Origin of the sequence: Sphingomonas sp. (assembly GCF_017744835.1) — a bacterium.
In the GTDB taxonomy this organism is placed as follows: Bacteria; Pseudomonadota; Alphaproteobacteria; order Sphingomonadales; family Sphingomonadaceae; genus Sphingomonas.
On record NZ_JAGIAM010000002.1, the window covers coordinates 353198 to 371958 of the forward strand.

At 68.2% G+C, this 18761-nt stretch carries 23 protein-coding genes; 4 read left to right on the top strand and 19 right to left on the bottom strand.

The features are described from left to right. Positions 1 to 85 precede the first annotated feature (85 nt). From J7500_RS07530 to J7500_RS07605, 16 genes are all read right to left on the bottom strand, one after another. Complete coding sequence (locus J7500_RS07530) at positions 86 to 1636, bottom strand: M56 family metallopeptidase (protein WP_294061040.1); 1551 nt, start codon at positions 1634 to 1636, stop codon at positions 86 to 88. Next, the gene (locus J7500_RS07535; RefSeq protein WP_294061041.1) at positions 1633 to 2001 is read right to left on the bottom strand and encodes a BlaI/MecI/CopY family transcriptional regulator; all 369 of its coding nucleotides are present in this window, start codon (positions 1999 to 2001) and stop codon (positions 1633 to 1635) included. Before J7500_RS07535 ends, J7500_RS07530 begins: the two co-directional genes overlap by 4 nt. Before the next feature lie 385 nt (positions 2002 to 2386). Then, positions 2387 to 2716, bottom strand: a complete 330-nt coding sequence (gene grxD / locus J7500_RS07540) for a Grx4 family monothiol glutaredoxin (protein ID WP_294061042.1) — start codon at positions 2714 to 2716, stop codon at positions 2387 to 2389. 6 nt (positions 2717 to 2722) lie between these two features. After that, on the bottom strand, positions 2723 to 2962 hold the full coding sequence (locus J7500_RS07545; protein ID WP_294061043.1) for a BolA family protein: 240 nt from the start codon (positions 2960 to 2962) through the stop codon (positions 2723 to 2725). Between the two features lies 1 nt (position 2963). Next, on the bottom strand, positions 2964 to 3287 hold the full coding sequence (locus J7500_RS07550; protein WP_294061044.1) for a DUF1476 domain-containing protein: 324 nt from the start codon (positions 3285 to 3287) through the stop codon (positions 2964 to 2966). 88 nt (positions 3288 to 3375) lie between these two features. Beyond that, positions 3376 to 4374: an NADPH:quinone oxidoreductase family protein gene (locus J7500_RS07555; RefSeq protein ID WP_294061045.1), complete on the bottom strand. Its 999-nt coding sequence runs from the start codon at positions 4372 to 4374 to the stop codon at positions 3376 to 3378. Continuing rightward, positions 4337 to 4966: a 3-isopropylmalate dehydratase small subunit gene (gene leuD / locus J7500_RS07560; protein WP_294061046.1), complete on the bottom strand. Its 630-nt coding sequence runs from the start codon at positions 4964 to 4966 to the stop codon at positions 4337 to 4339. The genes J7500_RS07555 and leuD overlap by 38 nt, the downstream gene beginning before the upstream one ends. Beyond that, positions 4966 to 5781 (bottom strand): N-acyl homoserine lactonase family protein, encoded by an 816-nt coding sequence (locus tag J7500_RS07565; RefSeq protein ID WP_294061048.1) that lies wholly within the window; start codon positions 5779 to 5781, stop codon positions 4966 to 4968. The genes leuD and J7500_RS07565 overlap by 1 nt, the downstream gene beginning before the upstream one ends. Before the next feature lie 174 nt (positions 5782 to 5955). Then, positions 5956 to 7398 carry a 3-isopropylmalate dehydratase large subunit gene (gene leuC / locus J7500_RS07570; RefSeq protein WP_294061049.1) on the bottom strand — a complete coding sequence of 481 codons (1443 nt, stop codon included), beginning with the start codon at positions 7396 to 7398 and terminating at the stop codon, positions 5956 to 5958. 131 nt (positions 7399 to 7529) lie between these two features. Then, a complete protein-coding gene (locus tag J7500_RS07575; RefSeq protein ID WP_294061050.1) occupies positions 7530 to 8381 on the bottom strand; it encodes a c-type cytochrome in 852 nt (283 codons plus the stop codon). Positions 8382 to 8443: 62 nt separating this feature from the next. Then, positions 8444 to 9406 carry an NAD(P)-dependent oxidoreductase gene (locus J7500_RS07580; protein ID WP_294061051.1) on the bottom strand — a complete coding sequence of 321 codons (963 nt, stop codon included), beginning with the start codon at positions 9404 to 9406 and terminating at the stop codon, positions 8444 to 8446. A gap of 102 nt (positions 9407 to 9508) precedes the next feature. Further along, on the bottom strand, positions 9509 to 10192 hold the full coding sequence (locus J7500_RS07585; RefSeq protein ID WP_294061052.1) for a ferritin-like domain-containing protein: 684 nt from the start codon (positions 10190 to 10192) through the stop codon (positions 9509 to 9511). Positions 10193 to 10241: 49 nt separating this feature from the next. Beyond that, entirely contained in the window at positions 10242 to 10811 is a 570-nt protein-coding gene (locus J7500_RS07590; protein ID WP_294061053.1) for a hypothetical protein, read from the bottom strand. Positions 10812 to 10827: 16 nt separating this feature from the next. Beyond that, entirely contained in the window at positions 10828 to 11463 is a 636-nt protein-coding gene (locus J7500_RS07595; RefSeq protein ID WP_294061054.1) for a 3-oxoacid CoA-transferase subunit B, read from the bottom strand. After that, positions 11463 to 12542, bottom strand: coding sequence for an HAD family acid phosphatase (locus J7500_RS07600; RefSeq protein WP_294061056.1), 1080 nt, complete (start codon positions 12540 to 12542; stop codon positions 11463 to 11465). Before J7500_RS07600 ends, J7500_RS07595 begins: the two co-directional genes overlap by 1 nt. Then, positions 12542 to 13261: a CoA transferase subunit A gene (locus J7500_RS07605; protein ID WP_294061058.1), complete on the bottom strand. Its 720-nt coding sequence runs from the start codon at positions 13259 to 13261 to the stop codon at positions 12542 to 12544. Before J7500_RS07605 ends, J7500_RS07600 begins: the two co-directional genes overlap by 1 nt. A 225-nt stretch (positions 13262 to 13486) precedes the next feature. On the opposite strand from J7500_RS07605, the gene J7500_RS07610 reads away from it, so the two are divergent. Beyond that, positions 13487 to 14002 (top strand): outer membrane beta-barrel protein, encoded by a 516-nt coding sequence (locus tag J7500_RS07610; RefSeq protein WP_294061059.1) that lies wholly within the window; start codon positions 13487 to 13489, stop codon positions 14000 to 14002. Between the two features lie 56 nt (positions 14003 to 14058). On the opposite strand, the gene J7500_RS07615 is transcribed toward J7500_RS07610, so the two are convergent. Next, positions 14059 to 14328, bottom strand: coding sequence for a hypothetical protein (locus J7500_RS07615; RefSeq protein WP_294061061.1), 270 nt, complete (start codon positions 14326 to 14328; stop codon positions 14059 to 14061). An 82-nt stretch (positions 14329 to 14410) separates the two neighbouring features. Between J7500_RS07615 and J7500_RS07620 the strand changes: the two genes are divergently transcribed. Both J7500_RS07620 and J7500_RS07625 read left to right on the top strand, forming a co-directional pair. Continuing rightward, positions 14411 to 16063: a thiamine pyrophosphate-binding protein gene (locus J7500_RS07620; RefSeq protein ID WP_294061062.1), complete on the top strand. Its 1653-nt coding sequence runs from the start codon at positions 14411 to 14413 to the stop codon at positions 16061 to 16063. 2 nt (positions 16064 to 16065) lie between these two features. Continuing rightward, positions 16066 to 16662 (top strand): trans-aconitate 2-methyltransferase, encoded by a 597-nt coding sequence (locus J7500_RS07625; protein ID WP_294061063.1) that lies wholly within the window; start codon positions 16066 to 16068, stop codon positions 16660 to 16662. A 16-nt stretch (positions 16663 to 16678) separates the two neighbouring features. Here J7500_RS07625 and J7500_RS07630 read toward each other — a convergent pair whose 3' ends face one another. Beyond that, positions 16679 to 16849, bottom strand: coding sequence for a CsbD family protein (locus J7500_RS07630; RefSeq protein WP_294061064.1), 171 nt, complete (start codon positions 16847 to 16849; stop codon positions 16679 to 16681). Between the two features lie 93 nt (positions 16850 to 16942). On the opposite strand from J7500_RS07630, the gene J7500_RS07635 reads away from it, so the two are divergent. Beyond that, the gene (locus J7500_RS07635; RefSeq protein ID WP_294061066.1) at positions 16943 to 17527 is read left to right on the top strand and encodes a trans-aconitate 2-methyltransferase; all 585 of its coding nucleotides are present in this window, start codon (positions 16943 to 16945) and stop codon (positions 17525 to 17527) included. Between the two features lie 162 nt (positions 17528 to 17689). Here J7500_RS07635 and thiS read toward each other — a convergent pair whose 3' ends face one another. After that, on the bottom strand, positions 17690 to 18694 hold the full coding sequence (thiS, locus tag J7500_RS07640; RefSeq protein ID WP_294061067.1) for a sulfur carrier protein ThiS: 1005 nt from the start codon (positions 18692 to 18694) through the stop codon (positions 17690 to 17692). Positions 18695 to 18761: the final 67 nt, after the last annotated feature.

The window sequence follows — 18761 nt, forward strand, 5'->3', positions numbered from 1 at the left end:
GAACGAAACGGGGCCGGCTGCGAAGGAGTTCAGCCGGCCCCGCGAAGGGCGTCCGCAAAGGCTCCAGCGGGCGCCCTCCCTCTCGTCAGTCCTCGGACTTGTCCTTCTCGAGCTCGGCGATCGCCTCGTCGATGCCCTTGAGCGCCTTGGCGCGCTCCTCCGCGCTGATGTTGCGCTCGGCCTCGACCGAGCTGCGCGCGTGGCGCAGCCCCATCAGCGCCGACTGCATGCCGAAGCGCTTGTGGAAGGAGGCCATGCGCTCGGCGTCGGCGGCCTGCATCGCGATCCGATCCGAGCAGATGATCATGATCTTGCGCCCGCCCTCTTCGCGGTGCTCGACGGTAGGGTTGGCGCCCTTGCCGCACTTGCCGTCCCGGATCTCGGGGATCGAGGCCCGGATCGCATCGATGTCGGGGACTTCGGTTTCCTGGGTGGTGCCGTCGGCATGGACGACCACGACCTTGCGGATCTGCTTGCCCTTCTCGCCCTTGCCCTCCGCAAAGCGATAAACATGGCGCTCGATGCGCGGAGCGGCGGGCGCCGCGGGCGCAGCCTCGGCAGCAGGGGCGACCTCGGCAGCAGGCGCGGCCGGGGGTTCGGGCAGCTCGGCGGCGGCGGGCGGCGCCGGCGGTGCAGCGGGTGCCGGTGCGGCCTGCTCGAGATCGACGCCGATCGTGGCGCCGACCTTGTCCTTGATCTTCTCGGCCGCCTGGGTGCCCGAGGCAGTCAACCCCAGCGCGGCGAGCGACAATGCGCCCACTCCGGCCAGTCCCGCGGCCGTGCGGATGGGGGAATGTTTCCGGGTCTTCGAAAGCATGCGTAGCCTCCCTTTGACTTCATTTATCGTGTGCAAGTGACATGCCGCCGAGACCGCACCCCCATGCGCGGACTTGACGATCGCACGGCCATAAGCATGGCGCAGTGCCTGGGCGCGGCCGGCGAGCACCAGGGCGTCGCAGGCCATTTCCTGGTCGGCACGGAAGGCGCGGAAGGCCCTCCAGGCGACCGGGTTGAACCAGTGGATGGAGAGGACCACGAGCGCGACCCAGTTGGCGATCAGGTCGCCGCGGGCATGGTGGCCCAGCTCGTGCGCCAGCGCGAGGTCGCGCTCGAGCTCGTCGTAGCGCTCGGCGAAATCGCGCGGAAAGGCGACGTATTTGCGGAACACGCCGAAGGCGAGCGGCCCGTGCGCGGCGTCGGTCTCGATCACGCGCACCTTGCCCTGGGCCACGGTGCGATCGAGCCGAGCGCGGCGGAGCAGCTTCGCGGTGTAGCGGCTGTGCGCGAAGAGGTGATAAGCGAGGAAGAGCACCGCGCCACCGGCCCAGGCGACCAAGGCCAGGAAGATCCAGTCGACCGGCGACGACACCACTGCCGTGCCGCCAGGCGTCGCTGAGAGCGAGATCGGCTCGACCACATAGGCAACGATCACGTCGCTCGCCACCGCGACCGGCGCGGCCGCCTGCTCGCGCCAGCCTTCGGGCACCTGCGGAAGCAGCAGGCGCGCTACCGGGAGCAGCCATAGCGCATAGGCCATGTGTGCGCCGAACGCCTTGCGCACCGGCCCGCGGAGCGCGAGCACGAGCAGCATCAGCAGCGTGGTGGCGATCAGGGTTTCCAGCGCCCAGCCGATCATTGCTTGAGCTCCTTCAAAAGGGCCTCGATCTCGGCGATATCCTCGTCGGTGATCGCATCGCGCTCGGCCAGGTGCGCCACCAGCGGCGTCAGCCGGCCGCCGAACAGTCGGTCCATCAGCTTGCGCGATTCGCCGGCGACATAGTCGGCACGCTCCACGAGCGGGCGGTAACGATAGCGCCGCCCGTCTTCCTCATGCGCGATGATGCTCTTGGCGAGCAGCCGCCCGAGCAAGGTCTTGACCGTGTTGGCGCTCCACTCGCGCTCGGCGGGCACGCGCTCGGCCACTTCCTGCGCGGTGAGCGGCGACTCCTCCCAGAGCACCTCCATCACGGCGTGTTCGGCGTCGCTGATCCGTTCAGTCATGATCCCCTCTCGACTACGCGTGTAATCGTCACGATTACGTCTGTAGTCAATAGGGTGAACCTTGGCTGAACGGCGCGGCGTGCCGTTGCGGCAGGCGCGGCTTCTTTCGGGGGCGGAACTGTCGGAAGTGCTTACAGCAGCGGGGGTCGCTCAGCAGGCGTTAACCACCGTGAGCCGCAGAAAACAAAGGCTTGCAACAAGTGGCACGCCGGCTGCATCTTCCTCGGCACCCGTAGCGTTTCAACGCTTCATTCCAGGGTGGGCCGCTGCTGCTGACCGGTCGCGCGGCCCACCCGACCCGGGTTTTCCTGACAGAACGATATGAAGTGGGGCATTTCGCCCGCAGCGAGTCGCACGCCGGCGAAGGCCGGGGTACCCTAGGCCGTCAGGCCTTCGCCGCGCCCTTGTCGGCCAGCAGCTGCTGGAGCTCGCCGCTCTCGAACATCTCCATCATGATGTCCGATCCGCCGACGAATTCGCCCTTCACATAGAGCTGCGGGATCGTCGGCCAGTCCGAGTAGGCCTTGATGCCCTGGCGGATGCCCTGGTCCTGGAGCACGTCGACGCTCTCGAACGCGACGCCGAGATGGTTGAGGATCGCCACCGCGCGGCTCGAGAAGCCGCACTGCGGGAAGAGCGGGCTGCCCTTCATGAAGAGGAGCACGTCGTTGCTGTCCACCAGGCCCTGGATGCGGTCCTGCACTTCGTCGGTCACTTGTCCTTACTCCTCGACTGGCGCTTCGGTGGTGAGCTGGAGCGCGTGGAGCACTCCGCCCATCCGGCCACCCAGCGCGGCATAGACCGCCTGGTGCTGGCGCACCCGCGGCATGCCCTTGAACATCGGGCTCACCACCCGCGCGGCATAATGATCCCCATCGCCGGCAAGGTCGGTGATCTCGACCCGGGCATCGGGGATGCCCGCCTTGATCAGCGCCTCGATCTCGGCCGCGGGCATCGGCATCTTACTTGGCTTCCAGCAGCTGGCGGCGCGCCTCGACGAGCTGCTCGTCGAGCGCACGGCGCACCATGGCCTCGTCCACATCCACGCCGGCGGCCAGCAGGTCGCCCAGCACCTTGCGGATCACGTCCTCGTCGCCGGCTTCCTCGAACTCGGCCTGGACGACGGCCTTGGCATAGGCGTCGGTCTCCTCGGGGGTGAGGTTCATCTTGGCCGCTGCCCACTGGCCCACCAGCCGGTTGCGTCGCGCAGTGACGCGGAACGCCATTTCCTCGTCGCGTGCGAACTTCGCCTCGAATGCCCGCTCGCGATCGTCGAAAGTCGTCATGTGCTCCTCAAGCCCCTTTGATGCCGTTTCGCCGGAGATAGGAGGGCGGCCGGGGCAAGGCAAGCGATCCTCCCCGGCAGTGGTAGGATCAGCCCACCCGCACCACCAGCTTCCCGATCGCTTCCCGCGCGGCCATCTTCGCGATCGCCTTGCCGCCGTCCTCCAGCGCGAAGCTCCCGGTCACGCGCGGCGCGATCCGGCCTTCGCCCAACAGGCGGAAGAGCCGCTCGACATGCGCCTGGTTGGCCTTGGGCTCGCGCGCGGCGAAGGCGCCCCAGAAGACCCCGCAGACGTCGCAGCTCTTGAGCAGGGTCAGGTTGAGCGGCAGCCGCGGGATGCCGGCGGGGAAGCCGACCACCAGATAGCGCCCCTCCCAGCCGATCGCGCGCAGCGCCGGCTCGGCATAGTCGCCGCCGACCGGATCGTAGATCACATCGGCGCCCTGCGGCCCGACCGCGGCCTTGAAGGCATCGGCCAGCGCCTTCGAACCTTCCTTGTCGAACGGTCCGCGCGGATAGACGATCGTGCGGTCCGCGCCGGCGGCCGCGGCAGCCGCGGCCTTTTCCTCGGACGATGCCGCGGCGACCACCGTCGCGCCGAACGCCTTGCCCAGCTCAACCGCCGCCAGGCCCACGCCGCCCGCCGCGCCGAGCACGAGCAGCGTATGCCCCTCGCGCAGCTTGCCGCGATCGAGCAGCGCATGGATGGTGGTGGCATAGGTGAGGAGCAGCGCCGCCCCTTCCTCGAAGCTGCGCCCCTCCGGCAGCCGCTGGAGCCGCGCCGCGTCGACCGCCACCTTCTCCGCCAGCCCGCCATGCCCGATCACCCCGAGCACCCGGTCGCCGGGCGCGAAGCCGGTCACGCCCTCACCCAGCGCCTCGACGACGCCGGCGATCTCGCCGCCCGGCGCGAAGGGGCGCTGCGGCTTGAACTGATATTTGTCCTCGATGATCAGGACGTCGGGATAGTTGATCGCGCAGGCCTTTACCGCGACCAGCACCTGGCCCGGCCCCGCCACGGGATCGGGAAGTTCCTCGAGACTTAGAGTCTCAGGTCCGCCCGGCGCCTTCGACAGCAGTGCCTTCATGCCCGCCTCTCCCCGCGATCCAGGGCCGCGCCGCCGCGACACCGGACTCATATTTCGAAATCGCGGTATCCTTTGCCAGCGTCATCCCGATCTCGTCCAGCCCCTGCATCAGGCAGGCGCGGCGGAAGGCGTCGAGCTCGAAGGGAAAGCGGTCCTGGAAGGGCGTGGTGACGGTCATCGTCTCCAGGTCGACGGTGATCTCGTCGGTCGTCGCGACTTCGACCAGCCGGTCGATCGCCTCCTGCGGCAGCACCACCGGCACGATGCCGTTCTTGAAGGCATTGCCCGAGAAGATGTCCGAGAAGCTCGGCGCGATAACGGCCTTGATGCCCAGGTCGGCGAGCGCCCAGGCGGCGTGCTCGCGGCTCGACCCGCAGCCGAAATTGTCGCCCGCCACCAGCACCGGCGCGCCGGCGTAGCGCGGATCGTCGAAGATGTTGCCGGGCTGCGCGCGCACCGTCTCGAACGCGCCCCTGCCCAACCCCTCGCGCGTCGTGGTCTTGAGCCAGTGCGCGGGGATGATGATGTCGGTGTCGATGTTCTTGGCGCCCCAGGGGTAGGCGCGCCCTTCGACCTTGATGACGGGTTCCATCAGCGGGCACTCGCAGGAAAGGCGGGAAGCTTGGCGACGTCGGCGGGCTCGTGCTGGATCACGACGCGCGCCTTCAGGTTCGCGGCGATGGCGCGGAAACGGTCGCTGGAGGCGAGCGTGTCGGCGCGGTTGCTGTTGAAGCTGGGCACTTCGTTCTTCTCGAAGCTCTCGCTTGCGTGGAACTGGTCGCCGGAGAGCAGCACGGGGCCGGTCTGCCTGAGCCGGACCAGCAGCGAATGGTGGCCGTCGGTATGGCCGGGCATGCCGAGCATGACCACGCTGCCGTCGCCGAACACGTCATGGTCGCCCGTCACCGGCTGCGCCTTGCTGCCGCCGTCGAGCCAGGGCTTGACCCGGTCGCGGCGGTCGGGCGCCTGGGTGCGCAGCGCCTCGAGGTCCTGCGCGCCGATCAGCAGCGTCGCGCCGGGGAAGTCGGCGGCCTGGCCGATATGATCGAAGTGATTGTGGCTGATGCCGACGAAATCGATCTGCCCGGGCTTCACTCCGATCCGCGCGAGCTGCGGCAAGATCCGCTGCTTCACGCTCACCGTGAAGACGCCGTCGACGTTCGACTTGCCCTCGAGCTCGCCGGGGAGCCCGGTATCCCACAGCAGATAATCGTCGCCGTGGCGGATCAGGTAGCAGCTGTCGACGAGCCTGTACGGCTTGCCGTCATAGCGATGGCTGTCACTGAATTCGGCGAAGTCCGAAACGGCGATTTCGCCGCAATCGAGCCGCCACAGCTCGACGTCCGCAGCAGGAACGGGTGCTCCGCCAGCCGCGACGGCCAGCAGCAGGGATCCCAATATCGTCATCATGCCTCCTCCCGCGCTTCGCGGGCGGAGACCGCGACGATCAGACGGCCGGTGCCCGCGCCACAGCGGAAGCCGGTCGGCTCTCCACTGCGCTCGCATAGGCTGCGGCCAGGCCGCACAGCACCGTACCCGTAATCAACGCAACCAGCGCCCGCTTCATGTCGTGCCACCCCTTTACGCATCCGCCGACACCAGATCCCTGACGTCGGTCAAGCGCCCAGTGACCGCAGCTGCTGCCGCCATGGCCGGCGAAAGCAGGTGCGTACGCGCCCCCGGACCCTGTCTACCTACGAAGTTTCTATTAGAGGTTGAAGCACAACGTTCGCCACTCGGGACTTTATCGGGGTTCATGGCGAGGCACATCGAGCAGCCGGGCTCGCGCCATTCGAAGCCGGCCTCGGTGAAGATGCGGTCGAGCCCCTCGGCCTCGGCCTGGCGCTTGACCAGGCCGGAGCCCGGCACGATCAGCGCCTGGCGGATGCGGTCGGCGACGTGGCGGCCCTTCACCACCGCCGCGGCGGCGCGCAGGTCCTCGATGCGGCTGTTGGTGCACGATCCGATGAAGACATGCTCGATGCCGATGTCCTGCATCGCGGTGCCGGGCGCGAGGCCCATGTAATCGAGCGACTTCTGCGCGGCGGCGCGCTTCGACGCGTCGGCGAAGCTCTCGGGATCGGGCACGGCGCCGGTGATCGACACCACGTCCTCGGGGCTGGTGCCCCAGGTCAGCGAAGGCGCGATGTCGCTCGCCTCGAGCCGCACGACGCGGTCGTACTGCGCCGCGGCGTCGGTCGGCAGCGTGCGCCAATAGGCGACCGCCTTCTCCCAATCCGCGCCCGAGGGGGCGAGCGGACGGCCCTTCAGATATTCGAACGTCTTGTCGTCGGGCGCGATCAGACCCGAACGCGCCCCGCCCTCGATCGACATGTTCGAGACCGTCAGCCGCCCCTCGACCGACATGGCACGGATGACCTCGCCGGTATATTCGACGACATAGCCGGTGCCGCCCGCCGCGCCGATGCGGCCGATGATCGCCAGCACCACGTCCTTCGGGCTCACGCCGAAGCCGAGCGTGCCGTCGACGCGGATCTCCATCGTCTTCGACGGCGAGAGCAGCAGCGTCTGGGTGGCGAGGACATGCTCGACTTCGCTGGTGCCGATGCCGAACGCCAGCGCGCCCAGCGCGCCGTGCGCCGAAGTATGGCTGTCGCCGCACACCAGGGTAGTGCCCGGAAGCGTGAAGCCCTGCTCCGGCCCCACGACATGCACGATCCCCTGCCGCGCATCGAGCGCGTCGATATAGGGCACGTCGAATTCGGCGACGTTGGCGCGCAGCGCCGCGAGCTGGTCCGCGCTCGCCGGATCGGCGATCGGCAGCGGACGCCCCGCCGCATCGACGCGCGGCGTCGTCGGAAGATTATGGTCGGGAACCGCGAGCGTAAGGTCGGGCCGCCGCACCGGCCGGCCGGCGGCGCGAAGCCCGGCGAATGCCTGGGGGCTCGTCACTTCATGGACGAGGTGGCGGTCGATGTAGATGAGGCAGGTGCCGTCGTCGCGGCGCTCCACGACGTGGTCGGCCCAGATCTTCTCGTACAGGGTGCGGGGTTTGCTGGCCATGACGGCCATCTAATCCGATATTGCGCTGCGGCAACCCATTCCGCAATTTTACGTCGCGAAGCCGAGCTTTCATAGGTTGGCGGGGAAGCCCATGCGTGAAGGCTCCCCCGCCAAGCCCCTGCGGGAAGGGGCTATTGCGGCGACGCCCGGTCCAACTCGCGGTCCATCTCGCCTTTCAGATAGGCCTGGACGGCGTCGATTTCCTGGTCGGTGAGCGCCGCGAAGCTCTCGCGCGCCACCACGCTCATGATGCCGTGGTCAGGCTTGGAGCCAACGCCGGTGCGCAGCAATTTCTTGAGCTTCGCCGGGTCATAGGCTGCGACCATGGGCGCGAGCGCGGGCACCTTGGTCGCGCCGTCCTCCATCACGCCTTGCTGGTGCAGCTTGTGGCAGGCAGTGCAGGCGAAATCGACGACGTAGCGCCCCATGTTCGTCGGGCGCGCCGCCTCGGCGACCTTGCCGACCGTAGCCATCGGCGGCAGCTTGCCCGCCAGGATCAGCGCACGCCCGATCGGGCCGTAGGACATGGTGGCGGTCGAATCCTTCGGCCCCGGCTTCAGCGTGCGGATCCAGGCGACGATCCGGCCCAGGTCCTGGTCCGAGAGATTGCGCAGCGCATGGGTGGGCATGATCATCAGCGACGATCCGTCCTTGTGCACGCCGTAGCGGACCGCGCGGACCAGCTCGTCGTTGCTGTGCGTGGCGGCGATGCGCGCGAGCGAGGGCGGCGCGATGCGGCCGAGCCCCGGCGCCTCGAACAGCACCTTCCCCTCGCCTTCGCGGCCGTGGCAGTCGCGGCAGCTCGCGATGCGCGCCATCCGGGCGCCCTCGGCGATCGAGGCCGTATCGGTGGGCACGGCGATGCTCTCGTTGGGCACGGCATGCGCCTTGCGGAGCATCCATTCGGCCCCCGCATAGACCACGGCCAAGGCAACGACGACGATCGCGGCAAGCCCCAGCAGGCCGCGGATAACCCAGCGCATATTCCCCTCCCCCGAGGAAGATCAATCAGTTACGGGATAATCTTACCAGCAGGGGGCGTAAGTTACGCAGCGCCCTCTACTTCCTTGGGCGAGACATAATGCGGATCGTGCGCGAACGGGAGCGTATCGCTTCTCCGCAAGGCATCCAGAACCGCAGCAAAACCGGTCTCGCACCGAAAGCCGAGGACCCGCTCGGCAAGTCTGGCGTCATAGATACGCCCGATCGATCCCGGTAATTCCCAGCCTTTGGCAGCGTATAACTTGGACGCATCGGGGAAATAGCGCGCGATTACGCTTGCGGCGTCGCGCTTGAGCTCCACGCAATCTTCGCGCGCGAAGGGCGTCGGCGCCGAGACGATGAAGGTGCCGAAGCCGATCTCGGGCACCCGGTCGAGCGCCGCGACGTGCGCCCGCGCCGCATCCTCCACGGTCAGCCGCCGGTGGAGCAGCTCGTTGGCCTTCATGTTCTCGCCCGAGAGCGCACGGTGCGTATCGTCCTCCTCGGGGAAGAAGCGGCTGGTGCGCAGCACGACGCACCCCATCCCGCTCTCCGCCCAGGCCAGCCGGCAGAGCTGCTCGGCGGCGAGCTTGGTGACGCCATAGATGTTGCGCGGCTCGATGGGCGCGCTCGCCTCGTCGAGCCACACCGCCTCGCCGGCATGCTCGTCGCGGATCGCCTGGCTGATCATCAGCGACGTGGTCGAAGTGAAGACGAACCGGTCGTTGCCCGCGGCGCGTGCAGCCTCGAGCAGGTTGAGCGTGCCGGTGACGTTGACGTCGACGAACGCCTGCGCCGAGTAGCGCGCGATGTCCGGCTTGTGGAGCGCGCCGGCGTGGACCACCGCCTCGATGCCGTGCTCGCCGAAGATGCGATCGACCAGCGCGCGATCGGCCACCGAGCCGATCAGCTGCGTGTCCGCACCCGGCGCGACGTCGAGCCCTACGACGGTGTCGCCGCGATTGCGAAGCATCGGGGCAAGGAAACGGCCGAGCCAGCCCGAGGAACCTGTGAGGAGAATCCGCATGCGCTGCGGATAGCGGAGCCGGATGAGGCGGGAAATGGCTTGCACCGGCGAAGTCGGATGAGGGGAGGCTCCAACCGAGCGGAACCGCCGACAGGTGATCGCTCAGGCCAGCGCCGGCACCGTAGAGGCCAGCCGGTCCGCCGGCTCGCCCGCATCGGCCCAGTCGGTGCGCCTGCCGATCCACGGGTTCAGGAACAGCGCCGGCAGCTTGAGGAACAGCAGCTCGGAGTGGATGAAGCCGTCCACCGCCTTCTCCCACCATTTGGGCGCGCGCTTGCCGTGCGCCTTCAGCCAGCCCTCGTACGGCGCCCAGTGGCTCGGCTCGTCGCGCTCGATCACCTGGAAGATCTTCATCAGCACCTTGTCGGTGCGCACCATCGGGTGGTGGAGCAGGACGTCGACCTGGCGATAGCCGCGCTGCTCGGTGAGCATGATCACGCGGCACAGCCGCTCGAACAGCCGGTCGCTCGCGATCACGGCGTCGGTGTCGAGGTCGTCGATCGTGCGGCGGAACATGATCTCGACGAAGCGGTCGATATGGCCGCAGGTGCGATCGACCTTGAGCGGCATCCGCCCCTGCATCTGGTACCAGCGCTTGAACATCAGATAGTGTTTGCGCTCGTCGGCGCGGTGCTTCTCGATCGCGGCGATCAGCGCATGATCGTCGGGCGAGCGCGCGCGCACCGCCTCCAGCACCCGGTCGATGCTCGTGTACCCGCGGTGCTCGTTGTAGATGTAGATCGAGCCCAGCAGGTCGAGATAGCGGCGGCGGAACCAGCCCAGCATGGGACGAAGGCTACGCCTCGCGCGCCCAAGCGTCAAACGGCGATTGGGCTCAGGCGAGCCCCGCCCGGAACGCCTCGATGCTGCGCACCCGCCTGGGCCAGCGCGACGCCAGGTTGCGGCCGCCCAGCCACAGGAACAGGGGCGCGATCACCGCCGTCGCCAGCCACCACCAGCCGCCGTCGAGGATCGACACGCCGACCAGCAGCGCGAACAGCAGCAGGCACGGCGGCACGACGATCAGCAGGTTGACGATGGCAGTCGCATAGCCGGGCCCCAGTTGCAGCCGGCCGGGTCCATGCGCCGCCGCAACCCGCTCGGCGAAGTCCAGGATGGTCGCGCGATAATCGCCGCCCTGGCCCGCGATCGCAGTCAGCACCACCGGGCGCGGGCTGCCGCTCCACCAGATCTTGGCCTCGAGCGTCGCCGCGATGCTTCCCTCCAGCTCGTGCACCTGCTCGGTGCCGAAATGCCGCAGCCGCTCGACGGCATGCGCGGGGATCGCCACCGTGCCGCCGTCGCGCCCGCTCAGCACCAGCCGATCACCCTCGAGCGCGACCGAGAGATTGGAGCCCTTCACGCCCAGCGCTTCGAGCGCGGACGTATTGCCGCTGCGGAACACCCCCCTTGCTCCGCGGTCAGCGCTCGAAATGCGCGGTGGTCTTGGCCGCCACTTCCTCGGCGCTCACGCCCGGCGCCAGTTCGATCAGCCGGAAGGGCGAATTGTGGTCCGGCCGCTGGAACACGGCGAGATCGGTAATGATCATGTCGACGACGTTCTTGCCCGTCAGCGGCAGCGTGCAGCCAGGGATGAACTTGGGATCGCCGTTCTTGGAGACATGCTCCATCACGACGATGATCTTCTTGACGCCCGCGACCAGGTCCATCGCGCCGCCCATGCCCTTGATCATCTTGCCCGGGATCATCCAGTTGGCGATGTCGCCGCCTTCGCTGACTTCCATCGCGCCGAGCACGGTCAGGTCGATATGCCCGCCGCGGATCATTGCGAAGCTGTCCGACGAGCTGAAATAGACCGAGCTGGGCAGCTCGGAGATCGTCTGCTTGCCCGCGTTGATCAGGTCGGGATCGACTTCGTCGTCATAGGGAAAGGGCCCGATGCCGAGCATGCCGTTCTCGGACTGGAGCGTGACCTCCACGCCCTCCGGAATGTGGTTCGCCACCAAAGTGGGGATGCCGATCCCCAGATTGACGTAGAAGCCGTCCTGGAGCTCCTTCGCGGCGCGCGCGGCCATTTCGTCACGGGTCCAGGGCATCACTTGCTCTCCTGCGGATCGGTCCAGCGCTTGTCGGCCGGGAAGATGTCGTCGGTGCCGCCCTTGAGCCCGGTGCCGTAGACCGGGTTGGGCAGCATGAACCAGCCGGCGCCCCAGAGCTGCGAGACCATCGTCTCGCCCGCGCTGTTGCGCCGCGCGCGCACCGAAAGCTGGGGCGCGTTGAACAGGTCGCTGAAGTCGCCGAGCTGGTCGCCCGCCATCGCGACGACGCAATAGCGCTGGGCGATCTGCTGGCGGCGCGCATCCTTGCCGCCCTGCTCGCCTTCGCCGCGCAGCCACAAGGTGTCGAACAGGTCCGCGGGGCCGAGGCCCGCGGCCTCCAGCGCCGCACGCGTCTGATCGGCGGTGGCGGCGGAGCGGTTGGAGTTGAACACCACCTTGATCCCCTCGCGGCGCACCGCGGCGAGCGCCTCGGCCGCGCCGGGGACCGCGGCCACCTTGTCGGCGCCGGTCTGTTCCCAGCGGGTCCAGCGGCCGGCATCGTAGGGCGCGTTGCCGCGCGCGGCGGTGTCGCCCTCGTAGCCGAGGTTGAGCAGCACGGTCTCGTCGACGTCGAGCACCACCGCGAGCGGGCGCTTGCCGCACGTCTCGAAGCGCGGGTTCTCCAGCGTCGAGCCCGGCGAGAGCACCACCGAATTGATCTTGGTCTTGTCGCGGCGATAGCCGATCTCGACCCGGATGAAGTTCCACAGCGCCTGATAGGCCTGGATGCTGAGCGCCGACGCCTCGCCCGAGCCGTAGAGATATTGCATCCCCGCCGGCACGCCAGCTCCCGCCGCACCGGCCGTGGCAGCCGCCGGCATGCCGGGCGCACCGCTGGGCGGCGGAAGCGCAGTGAGGCCGGTGACCTGCACCCGCTGGCCGTCGGCGGCGGTATAGACCTGCCCCGGGCGGGGCGCCGGCTGCGCGGCGCGCGGTTCGCGCTCGGCGGTGCGCGGACGCGACTTCATGATGCTGGCCCCCGCCGCCACCGGCGCGGCAACCAGTGCCGCCGCGCAACCCGAGAGCAGCAGCCCCGCCGCGGAGACCGCCGCCGCCGCGCACAAACCCGCGCGCATCAGGCCGCTCCGGCGGCTTCGGGGCGCGGCCGCGTGGTGCGGAACTCGATCTTCTTGTCGTAGGGGGCGCCGACGATCAGCCGCTTCACATAGATGCCGGGCAAGTGGATCGCGTCGGGGTCGAGGCTGCCGACCGGCACCACTTCCTCCACTTCGGCGACGCAGATCTTACCCGCGGTCGCCATCGGCTGGTTGAAGTTGCGCGCGGTCTTGCGGAAGATGAGGTTGCCCGCCTCGTCGGCCTTCCAGCCCTTGATGATCGACAGGTCGGCGCGGATGCCGCGCTCGAGGACATATTCCTCTCCGTCGAAGACCTTGACTTCCTTGCCCTCGGCCACCTGCGTGCCCACGCCGGTTTTGGTGTAGAAGCCCGGGATCCCCGCCCCGCCCGCGCGGCAGCGCTCGGCGAGCGTGCCCTGCGGGCAGAATTCGACTTCGAGCTCGCCCGCAAGATACTGCCGCTCGAACTCCTTGTTCTCGCCGACATAGGAGGAGATCATCTTCTTCACCTGGCGCGAGCGGAGCAGCTTGCCGAGCCCCTCGTTGTCGATGCCGGCGTTGTTCGATGCGATGGTGAGGTCCTTGACTCCCGACGCCTGGAGCGCGTCGATCAGCCGCTCGGGGATGCCGCACAGGCCGAAGCCGCCCGCGCAGATCGTCATGCCGTCGAACAGCAGCCCGTCCAGCGCCGCCTCCGCATTGGGATAGAGCTTCTTCATGGGCGATTCTCTCCTGACCTGCACCGGCGATAATCCGGGCGCGCGGGAGCGGTCAAGCAAAGGTGAACCGACTTTCAACTTTTGATAGAATCTGGCGCTGTGGCATAAGAGTCACACTCGGCGATGTAATCAAATTGCCATATTGCACCTGCGAAATGGAAGCCTATCTGAGGCTGCGGATGGCCATCCGAACCTGAATAAAAAGTCCAAAAGATAGGAACTTGTATGCGTATTCTCGCAACGACGGCGCTCGCCCTGGTGGCCGCGACGGCAGCCCCCGCTTTCGCTCAGGATGGCAGCTTCACCGGCCCGCGCGTCGAAGTGACTGCCGGCTGGGATCATGTCGGCGGCGCCGGCGAAGGCCAGGACGGCTTCGCCTATGGCGGCGCGTTCGGCTATGACCATCAGATCGGCAAGGCCGTGATCGGCGCCGAGACCGAGATCACCGGTGCGACCACCAAGGAAGCTGGCGCCAGCGCCGGCCGCGACCTCTATGTCGGCGGCCGTATCGGCTTCGTCGCGCTCCCCAACACGCTGGTCTACGCCAAGGGCGGCCTGACCAACGCGCGCGTCAACATCGACGGCCTCGGCGGCACGACCACCGACGGCTATCGCTTCGGCGGCGGCATCGAGCGCAACTTCGGCAAGTTCTACGGCAAGGTCGAGTATCGCTACTCGCGCTACGAAGAGCTGGACCTGAACCGCGACCAGGTGGTCGCCGGCATCGGCGTCCGCTTCTGATCGTCTGATCGTCGAACCAGAGGGGCCGCGCGGGCAACCGCGCGGCCCTTTTTGCGTCAGGGGTCGAGCGGCCAGCCGCTCGACCGGCTGCGTGCGCCCTGCCGCAGCAGTTCCGCATTAGGATCGCCGTCCCGCCTCACATAGCGGCCCTGTTTCGGATCCCATTCCTCGACCGGCGGATGCGTCTCAGCTTCGGCGCGATCGCGCCCCGCCTCGGCGGTATGCGCGTTGACGCGCCGCATCTGGCGCCACATCGCGCGCATGAGCACGAAGGTCAGCCCGAAAACGATGACTACGCCGGCGAGCGCCGTGAATTTTTCCCCCATCCCGCCAGCCTATCACTTTGCGAAACGATTCCAAGATGGCGCGGGGGTGACGCGGCCCGCGCAGCCGTTCTAGACAGGCGCGATGAGCATCAAACGAACCGGGGGCCGGGTCCTCGTCGACAATCTGGTGGCACAGGGCTGCGACCGTATCTTCCATGTGCCGGGCGAGAGCTTCCTAGCCGTGCTCGACGCGCTGCACGACACGCCGTCGATCGACCTGGTCACGTGTCGCCAGGAAGGCGGCGCCGCGTTCATGGCCTGCGCCGACGGCACGATGACCGGCCGCCCCGGCGTGTGCTTCGTCACCCGCGGTCCCGGCGCGACCAATGCGAGCATCGGCGTGCACGTTGCGATGCAGGATTCGCAGCCGATGCTGCTCTTCATCGGCGACGTCGACCGCGGCATGCGCGACCGCGAGGGCTTCCAGGAAGTCGACCTGCCCGCGATGTTCGCGCCCCTCGCCAAATGGGCGACGCGGATCGAGGACGCGCGGCGCATCCCCGAATATGTCGCCCGCGCCTGGAACGTCGCGACCAGCGGCCGTCCCGGGCCGGTGGTGATCGCGCTGCCCGAGGACATGCTGTGCGACGTGGTCGAGGCGGTGGATCGGCCGAAGGTGGAGCGGCAGGCTACCTATCTGGCATCCGGAACGGTGCAAGGGGTGGTCAGTTGCCTTCGCCGCGCGGAACGGCCCGTCGCGATCGTCGGCGGAGCCGGCTGGGACATAGCTACAGGAGCCGCATTCGGTTATTTTGCGCGGAGCTGGGGTATCCCGGTCGCCGGCGCTTTCCGCAGACAGGACGCGATGCGCAACAGCGATCGCGCCTGGGCAGGCAATCTGGGATATGGCCCGAATCCGAAACTAGTCGAGCGGATCAAACAGGCTGATGTCATCCTCGCGGTAGGGGCACGGCTTGGAGAGGCGACCACCGACGGCTATACTTTGATCACGCCCGACCACCCGGGGCAGGTGTTGATCCATGTCCACCCCGATCCCGGCGAATTGAATCGGGTTTACCGCGCGGACATCGCGATCTGCGCCGATCCGTGTGCCTTCGCGATAGAGATCGTCACGGCGGAATTCCCTGCACACCCCCTTCCCGCGGGTGCCGAAGCCCACGCCGACTATCTCGAATGGTCCACCCCCAAACGCCGCGAGGGCGTGGCGCTCGACCTCGGCCAATGCGTCGCCGCGATGCGCGAAGCGATGCCCCCGGACACGATCATCTGTAATGGCGCTGGCAATTTCTCGTCCTGGTGGCACCGCTACTGGCGCTACGAGATGCAGCCCTCGCAGCTCGCCCCCACCGCCGGCGCGATGGGTTACGGCGTCCCCGCCGCGGTCGCCGCCGCGCTGCGCTTCCCCGACCGCAAGGTGGTGGCAGTCGCGGGCGACGGCGATTTCCTCATGAACGGTCAGGAGCTCGCCACCGCGGTCCAGCACGACGCCGACATGCTCGTCATCGTGGTCGACAATTCGGCGTACGGCACGATTCGGATGCATCAGGAGCGCGAATATCCCGCCCGCCTCTCGGGCACAGCGCTCCGCAATCCGGACTTCACCGCGCTCGGCCGCGCCTATGGCTGCTGGGCCGAGACAGTGGAAAAGACCGAAGACTTCGCCCCGGCGCTCGACCGCGCGCTTGCCGAGGACGGCGTCAGGCTGCTCCACTTGAAGACCGACGTCGAGTTCATCACCCCCGCCACCACCATCGCCGCGATCCGGTCGCGCTAGGGATGCCGCGCGACGTCGTCGATCATTATCAGCGCAATGCGGAGACCTTCGACGCCGCGCGCGCGAACAGCTTCGCCGAACGGCCGTGGTTCGATCGCTTCCTGCTTGCGCTCCCCGGCGGCGGCCATGTCCTCGATCTCGGCTGCGGCGCCGGCGAACCGGTCGCGCGCTATCTGATCGAGGCGGGGCTCAGGATCACCGGCATCGACGCGGCCCCCGCGATGCTTGCCAAGGCCCGCGAGCGTTTCCCCGATCATCTCTGGATCGAAGGCGACATGCGCTCGGCCGCGCCGCCCCGCCGCTTCCACGGCGTGGTCGCCTGGGACAGCCTGTTCCATCTGCCCCCCGCACATCAGGCCGGCATGATCGAGCGGATGGCGCGCTGGCTCGAGCCCGGCGGCGCGCTGCTGTTCAACAGCGGCGATGAGGCCAATGAGATGGTCGGCGAGCAGTTCGGCGAACCGCTCTATCACGCGAGCCTCGCGCCCGCTGACTATCGAGCGCTGTTCGACCAGGCGGGGCTGGTCGAGACCGCCTTCGCGCTTGCGGACCCGCGCGCCGGCAACCGCACCATCTGGCTGGCGCGAAAGGCCGGCTGAGCGGGCCGCGCAGCCCCTAGATATCGTCGCCGAGCGCGCCCTTCACCTTGCCGACGAACTGCTCGCCCTTGCCTTTCGCCTCCTGCTCGGCGCCTTCGTCGCGCGTCTCGGGGTTGTCGCTCTGCTGCTTGATCTTGCCGGCAGCCTCGTTGAGGTTGCCCTTGATCTTGTCGGTCAGTTCACCCATGATTTCAGCCTCCTGGCGGGTCGGGCATGCGGGGACGCCCGGATCCATTGGTTCCGGTTTCAACGGTCCGCCCGGTTTGGGGGTTCCGGGGAAATGGCCTACCCGATTGCCGAACATTATGAGCGGACCGCCGACGCGTTCGATCGCGCGCGCCGCGAGAAGTTCGAGGAACGCCCCTGGCTCGACCGTTTCCTGTCGCCGCTGCCGCGCGGCGCGCGCGTGCTCGATCTCGGCTGCGGCGCCGGCGAGCCGGTCGACCGCTATCTGATCGACCGCGGCTTCGAGCTGACCGGCATCGACGTGTGCGAGCGGATGATCGCGCTCGCCCGCACCCGCTTTCCGCGCCAGCGCTGGTTCCGCGCGGACATGCGGCGGGTGGGGCCCGACGGCAAGTTCCACGGCGTCATCGCCTGGGACAGCTTCTTCCACCTGCACCAGAGCGACCAGGCCGACATGCTCGAGCGCATCGCCTTCTGGCTCGAGCCGGGCGGCGCGCTGCTGTTCAACACCGAGCCCGCCGAGGGCGAACGCCTCCACCGCGAGCACTATCACGCCAGCCTCGATCCCGACGGCTATCGGCTGCTGTTCGAGACGCTGGGGCTCGCCGAAATCGCCTTCGCCCCCAAGGACGCGAGCTGCGGCGGACGCGACGTGTGGCTGGTGCGCAAGACGGGATGAATCAGGCGCCCGCTTGCACCTTGGTTGCGGGCGCTCAGTGCTCCTGCGAAAGCAGGAGCCCAGAGTAGTTCGGTACTCCAGCTATCCTGGGCTCCTGCTTTCGCAGGAGCACGAGATGGCAGCGTCCAGCGGCTGACCTCCGCCGCTGGACCCGAAGCCGCCTCAGATCAACCCGGCCAGCGGGCTCGACGGGTCGGCGTACCGCCGCTTCCCCATCCGCCCGGCGCGGTACGCCAGCCGGCCGCTCTCGACCGCGCCCTTCATCGCCGCGGCCATCATGATCGGGTCCTTGGCCTCGGCGATCGCGGTGTTCATCAGCACGCCGTCGCAGCCGAGCTCCATCGCCACCGCCGCGTCGGAAGCGGTGCCCACGCCCGCATCGACCAGCACCGGCACCTTGGCCCCCTCGACGATCAGTCGGATCGTGACGAGGTTCTGGATGCCCAGCCCCGAGCCGATCGGCGCGCCCAGCGGCATGATCGCCACTGCGCCGGCGTCCTCCAGCCGCTTCGCCGCGATCGGATCGTCGACGCAATAGACCATCGGCTTGAAGCCTTCCCTGGCGAGAATTTCCGTGGCCCGGAGAGTCTCGACCATGTCGGGATAGAGCGTGCGCGCCTCGCCGAGCACCTCGAGCTTGACCAGCTCCCAGCCGCCCGCCTCGCGCGCCAGCCGCAGCGTGCGGATCGCGCTCTCGGCGTCGAAGCAGCCCGCGGTGTTGGGCAGGTAGGTGATCTTCTTGGGATCGATATAGTCGGTGAGCATCGGCGCATTGGGGTCGCTGACGTTCACCCGGCGCACCGCCACGGTGACGATCTCGGCGCCCGAGGCCTCCACCGCCGCCGCGTTCTGCGCGAAATCCTTGTACTTGCCGGTGCCGACGATCAGCCGCGAGCGAAAGGTCTTGCCCGCCACGCTCCACGTATCTTCGTCCACGGCACGCGCGTGATCCCCGCCCCCCACGAAGTGCACGATCTCGAGCTCGTCGCCGTCTTCAACGATGACCTCGCCCAGCGTCGAGCGCGGCACCACTTCGAGGTTGCGCTCCACCGCGATCTTCTCGGGCACCAGCCCCAGTTCCTCGGCGAGCTGCAGGATGGTGAGCCCGGCGGTGACTCGCTTGTGCTCGCCGTTGACGCGGATCGTGACGGTGCCGTCGGTGTGCATGAAACTGCCTTGGAGTTTGATCGGGGACGCGGGGTCATATAGGGAAGCGCGAGCTAGACCCGCAACC

Bases quoted from the DNA above. Each gene is read 5' to 3' on its own strand.
- J7500_RS07530 (WP_294061040.1), bottom strand. From the start codon at position 1,636: ATGATCGGCTGGGCGCTGGAAACCCTGATCGCCACCACGCTGCTGATG.
- J7500_RS07535 (WP_294061041.1), bottom strand. From the start codon at position 2,001: ATGACTGAACGGATCAGCGACGCCGAACACGCCGTGATGGAGGTGCTC.
- J7500_RS07545 (WP_294061043.1), bottom strand. From the start codon at position 2,962: ATGCCGATGCCCGCGGCCGAGATCGAGGCGCTGATCAAGGCGGGCATC.
- J7500_RS07550 (WP_294061044.1), bottom strand. From the start codon at position 3,287: ATGACGACTTTCGACGATCGCGAGCGGGCATTCGAGGCGAAGTTCGCA.
- J7500_RS07555 (WP_294061045.1), bottom strand. From the start codon at position 4,374: ATGAAGGCACTGCTGTCGAAGGCGCCGGGCGGACCTGAGACTCTAAGT.
- leuD (WP_294061046.1), bottom strand. From the start codon at position 4,966: ATGGAACCCGTCATCAAGGTCGAAGGGCGCGCCTACCCCTGGGGCGCC.
- J7500_RS07565 (WP_294061048.1), bottom strand. From the start codon at position 5,781: ATGACGATATTGGGATCCCTGCTGCTGGCCGTCGCGGCTGGCGGAGCA.
- leuC (WP_294061049.1), bottom strand. From the start codon at position 7,398: ATGGCCAGCAAACCCCGCACCCTGTACGAGAAGATCTGGGCCGACCAC.
- J7500_RS07575 (WP_294061050.1), bottom strand. From the start codon at position 8,381: ATGCGCTGGGTTATCCGCGGCCTGCTGGGGCTTGCCGCGATCGTCGTC.
- J7500_RS07580 (WP_294061051.1), bottom strand. From the start codon at position 9,406: ATGCGGATTCTCCTCACAGGTTCCTCGGGCTGGCTCGGCCGTTTCCTT.
- J7500_RS07585 (WP_294061052.1), bottom strand. From the start codon at position 10,192: ATGCTGGGCTGGTTCCGCCGCCGCTATCTCGACCTGCTGGGCTCGATC.
- J7500_RS07595 (WP_294061054.1), bottom strand. From the start codon at position 11,463: ATGCCCTGGACCCGTGACGAAATGGCCGCGCGCGCCGCGAAGGAGCTC.
- J7500_RS07600 (WP_294061056.1), bottom strand. From the start codon at position 12,542: ATGCGCGCGGGTTTGTGCGCGGCGGCGGCGGTCTCCGCGGCGGGGCTG.
- J7500_RS07605 (WP_294061058.1), bottom strand. From the start codon at position 13,261: ATGAAGAAGCTCTATCCCAATGCGGAGGCGGCGCTGGACGGGCTGCTG.
- J7500_RS07610 (WP_294061059.1), top strand. From the start codon at position 13,487: ATGCGTATTCTCGCAACGACGGCGCTCGCCCTGGTGGCCGCGACGGCA.
- J7500_RS07615 (WP_294061061.1), bottom strand. From the start codon at position 14,328: ATGGGGGAAAAATTCACGGCGCTCGCCGGCGTAGTCATCGTTTTCGGG.
- J7500_RS07620 (WP_294061062.1), top strand. From the start codon at position 14,411: ATGAGCATCAAACGAACCGGGGGCCGGGTCCTCGTCGACAATCTGGTG.
- J7500_RS07625 (WP_294061063.1), top strand. From the start codon at position 16,066: ATGCCGCGCGACGTCGTCGATCATTATCAGCGCAATGCGGAGACCTTC.
- J7500_RS07630 (WP_294061064.1), bottom strand. From the start codon at position 16,849: ATGGGTGAACTGACCGACAAGATCAAGGGCAACCTCAACGAGGCTGCC.
- J7500_RS07635 (WP_294061066.1), top strand. From the start codon at position 16,943: ATGGCCTACCCGATTGCCGAACATTATGAGCGGACCGCCGACGCGTTC.
- thiS (WP_294061067.1), bottom strand. From the start codon at position 18,694: ATGCACACCGACGGCACCGTCACGATCCGCGTCAACGGCGAGCACAAG.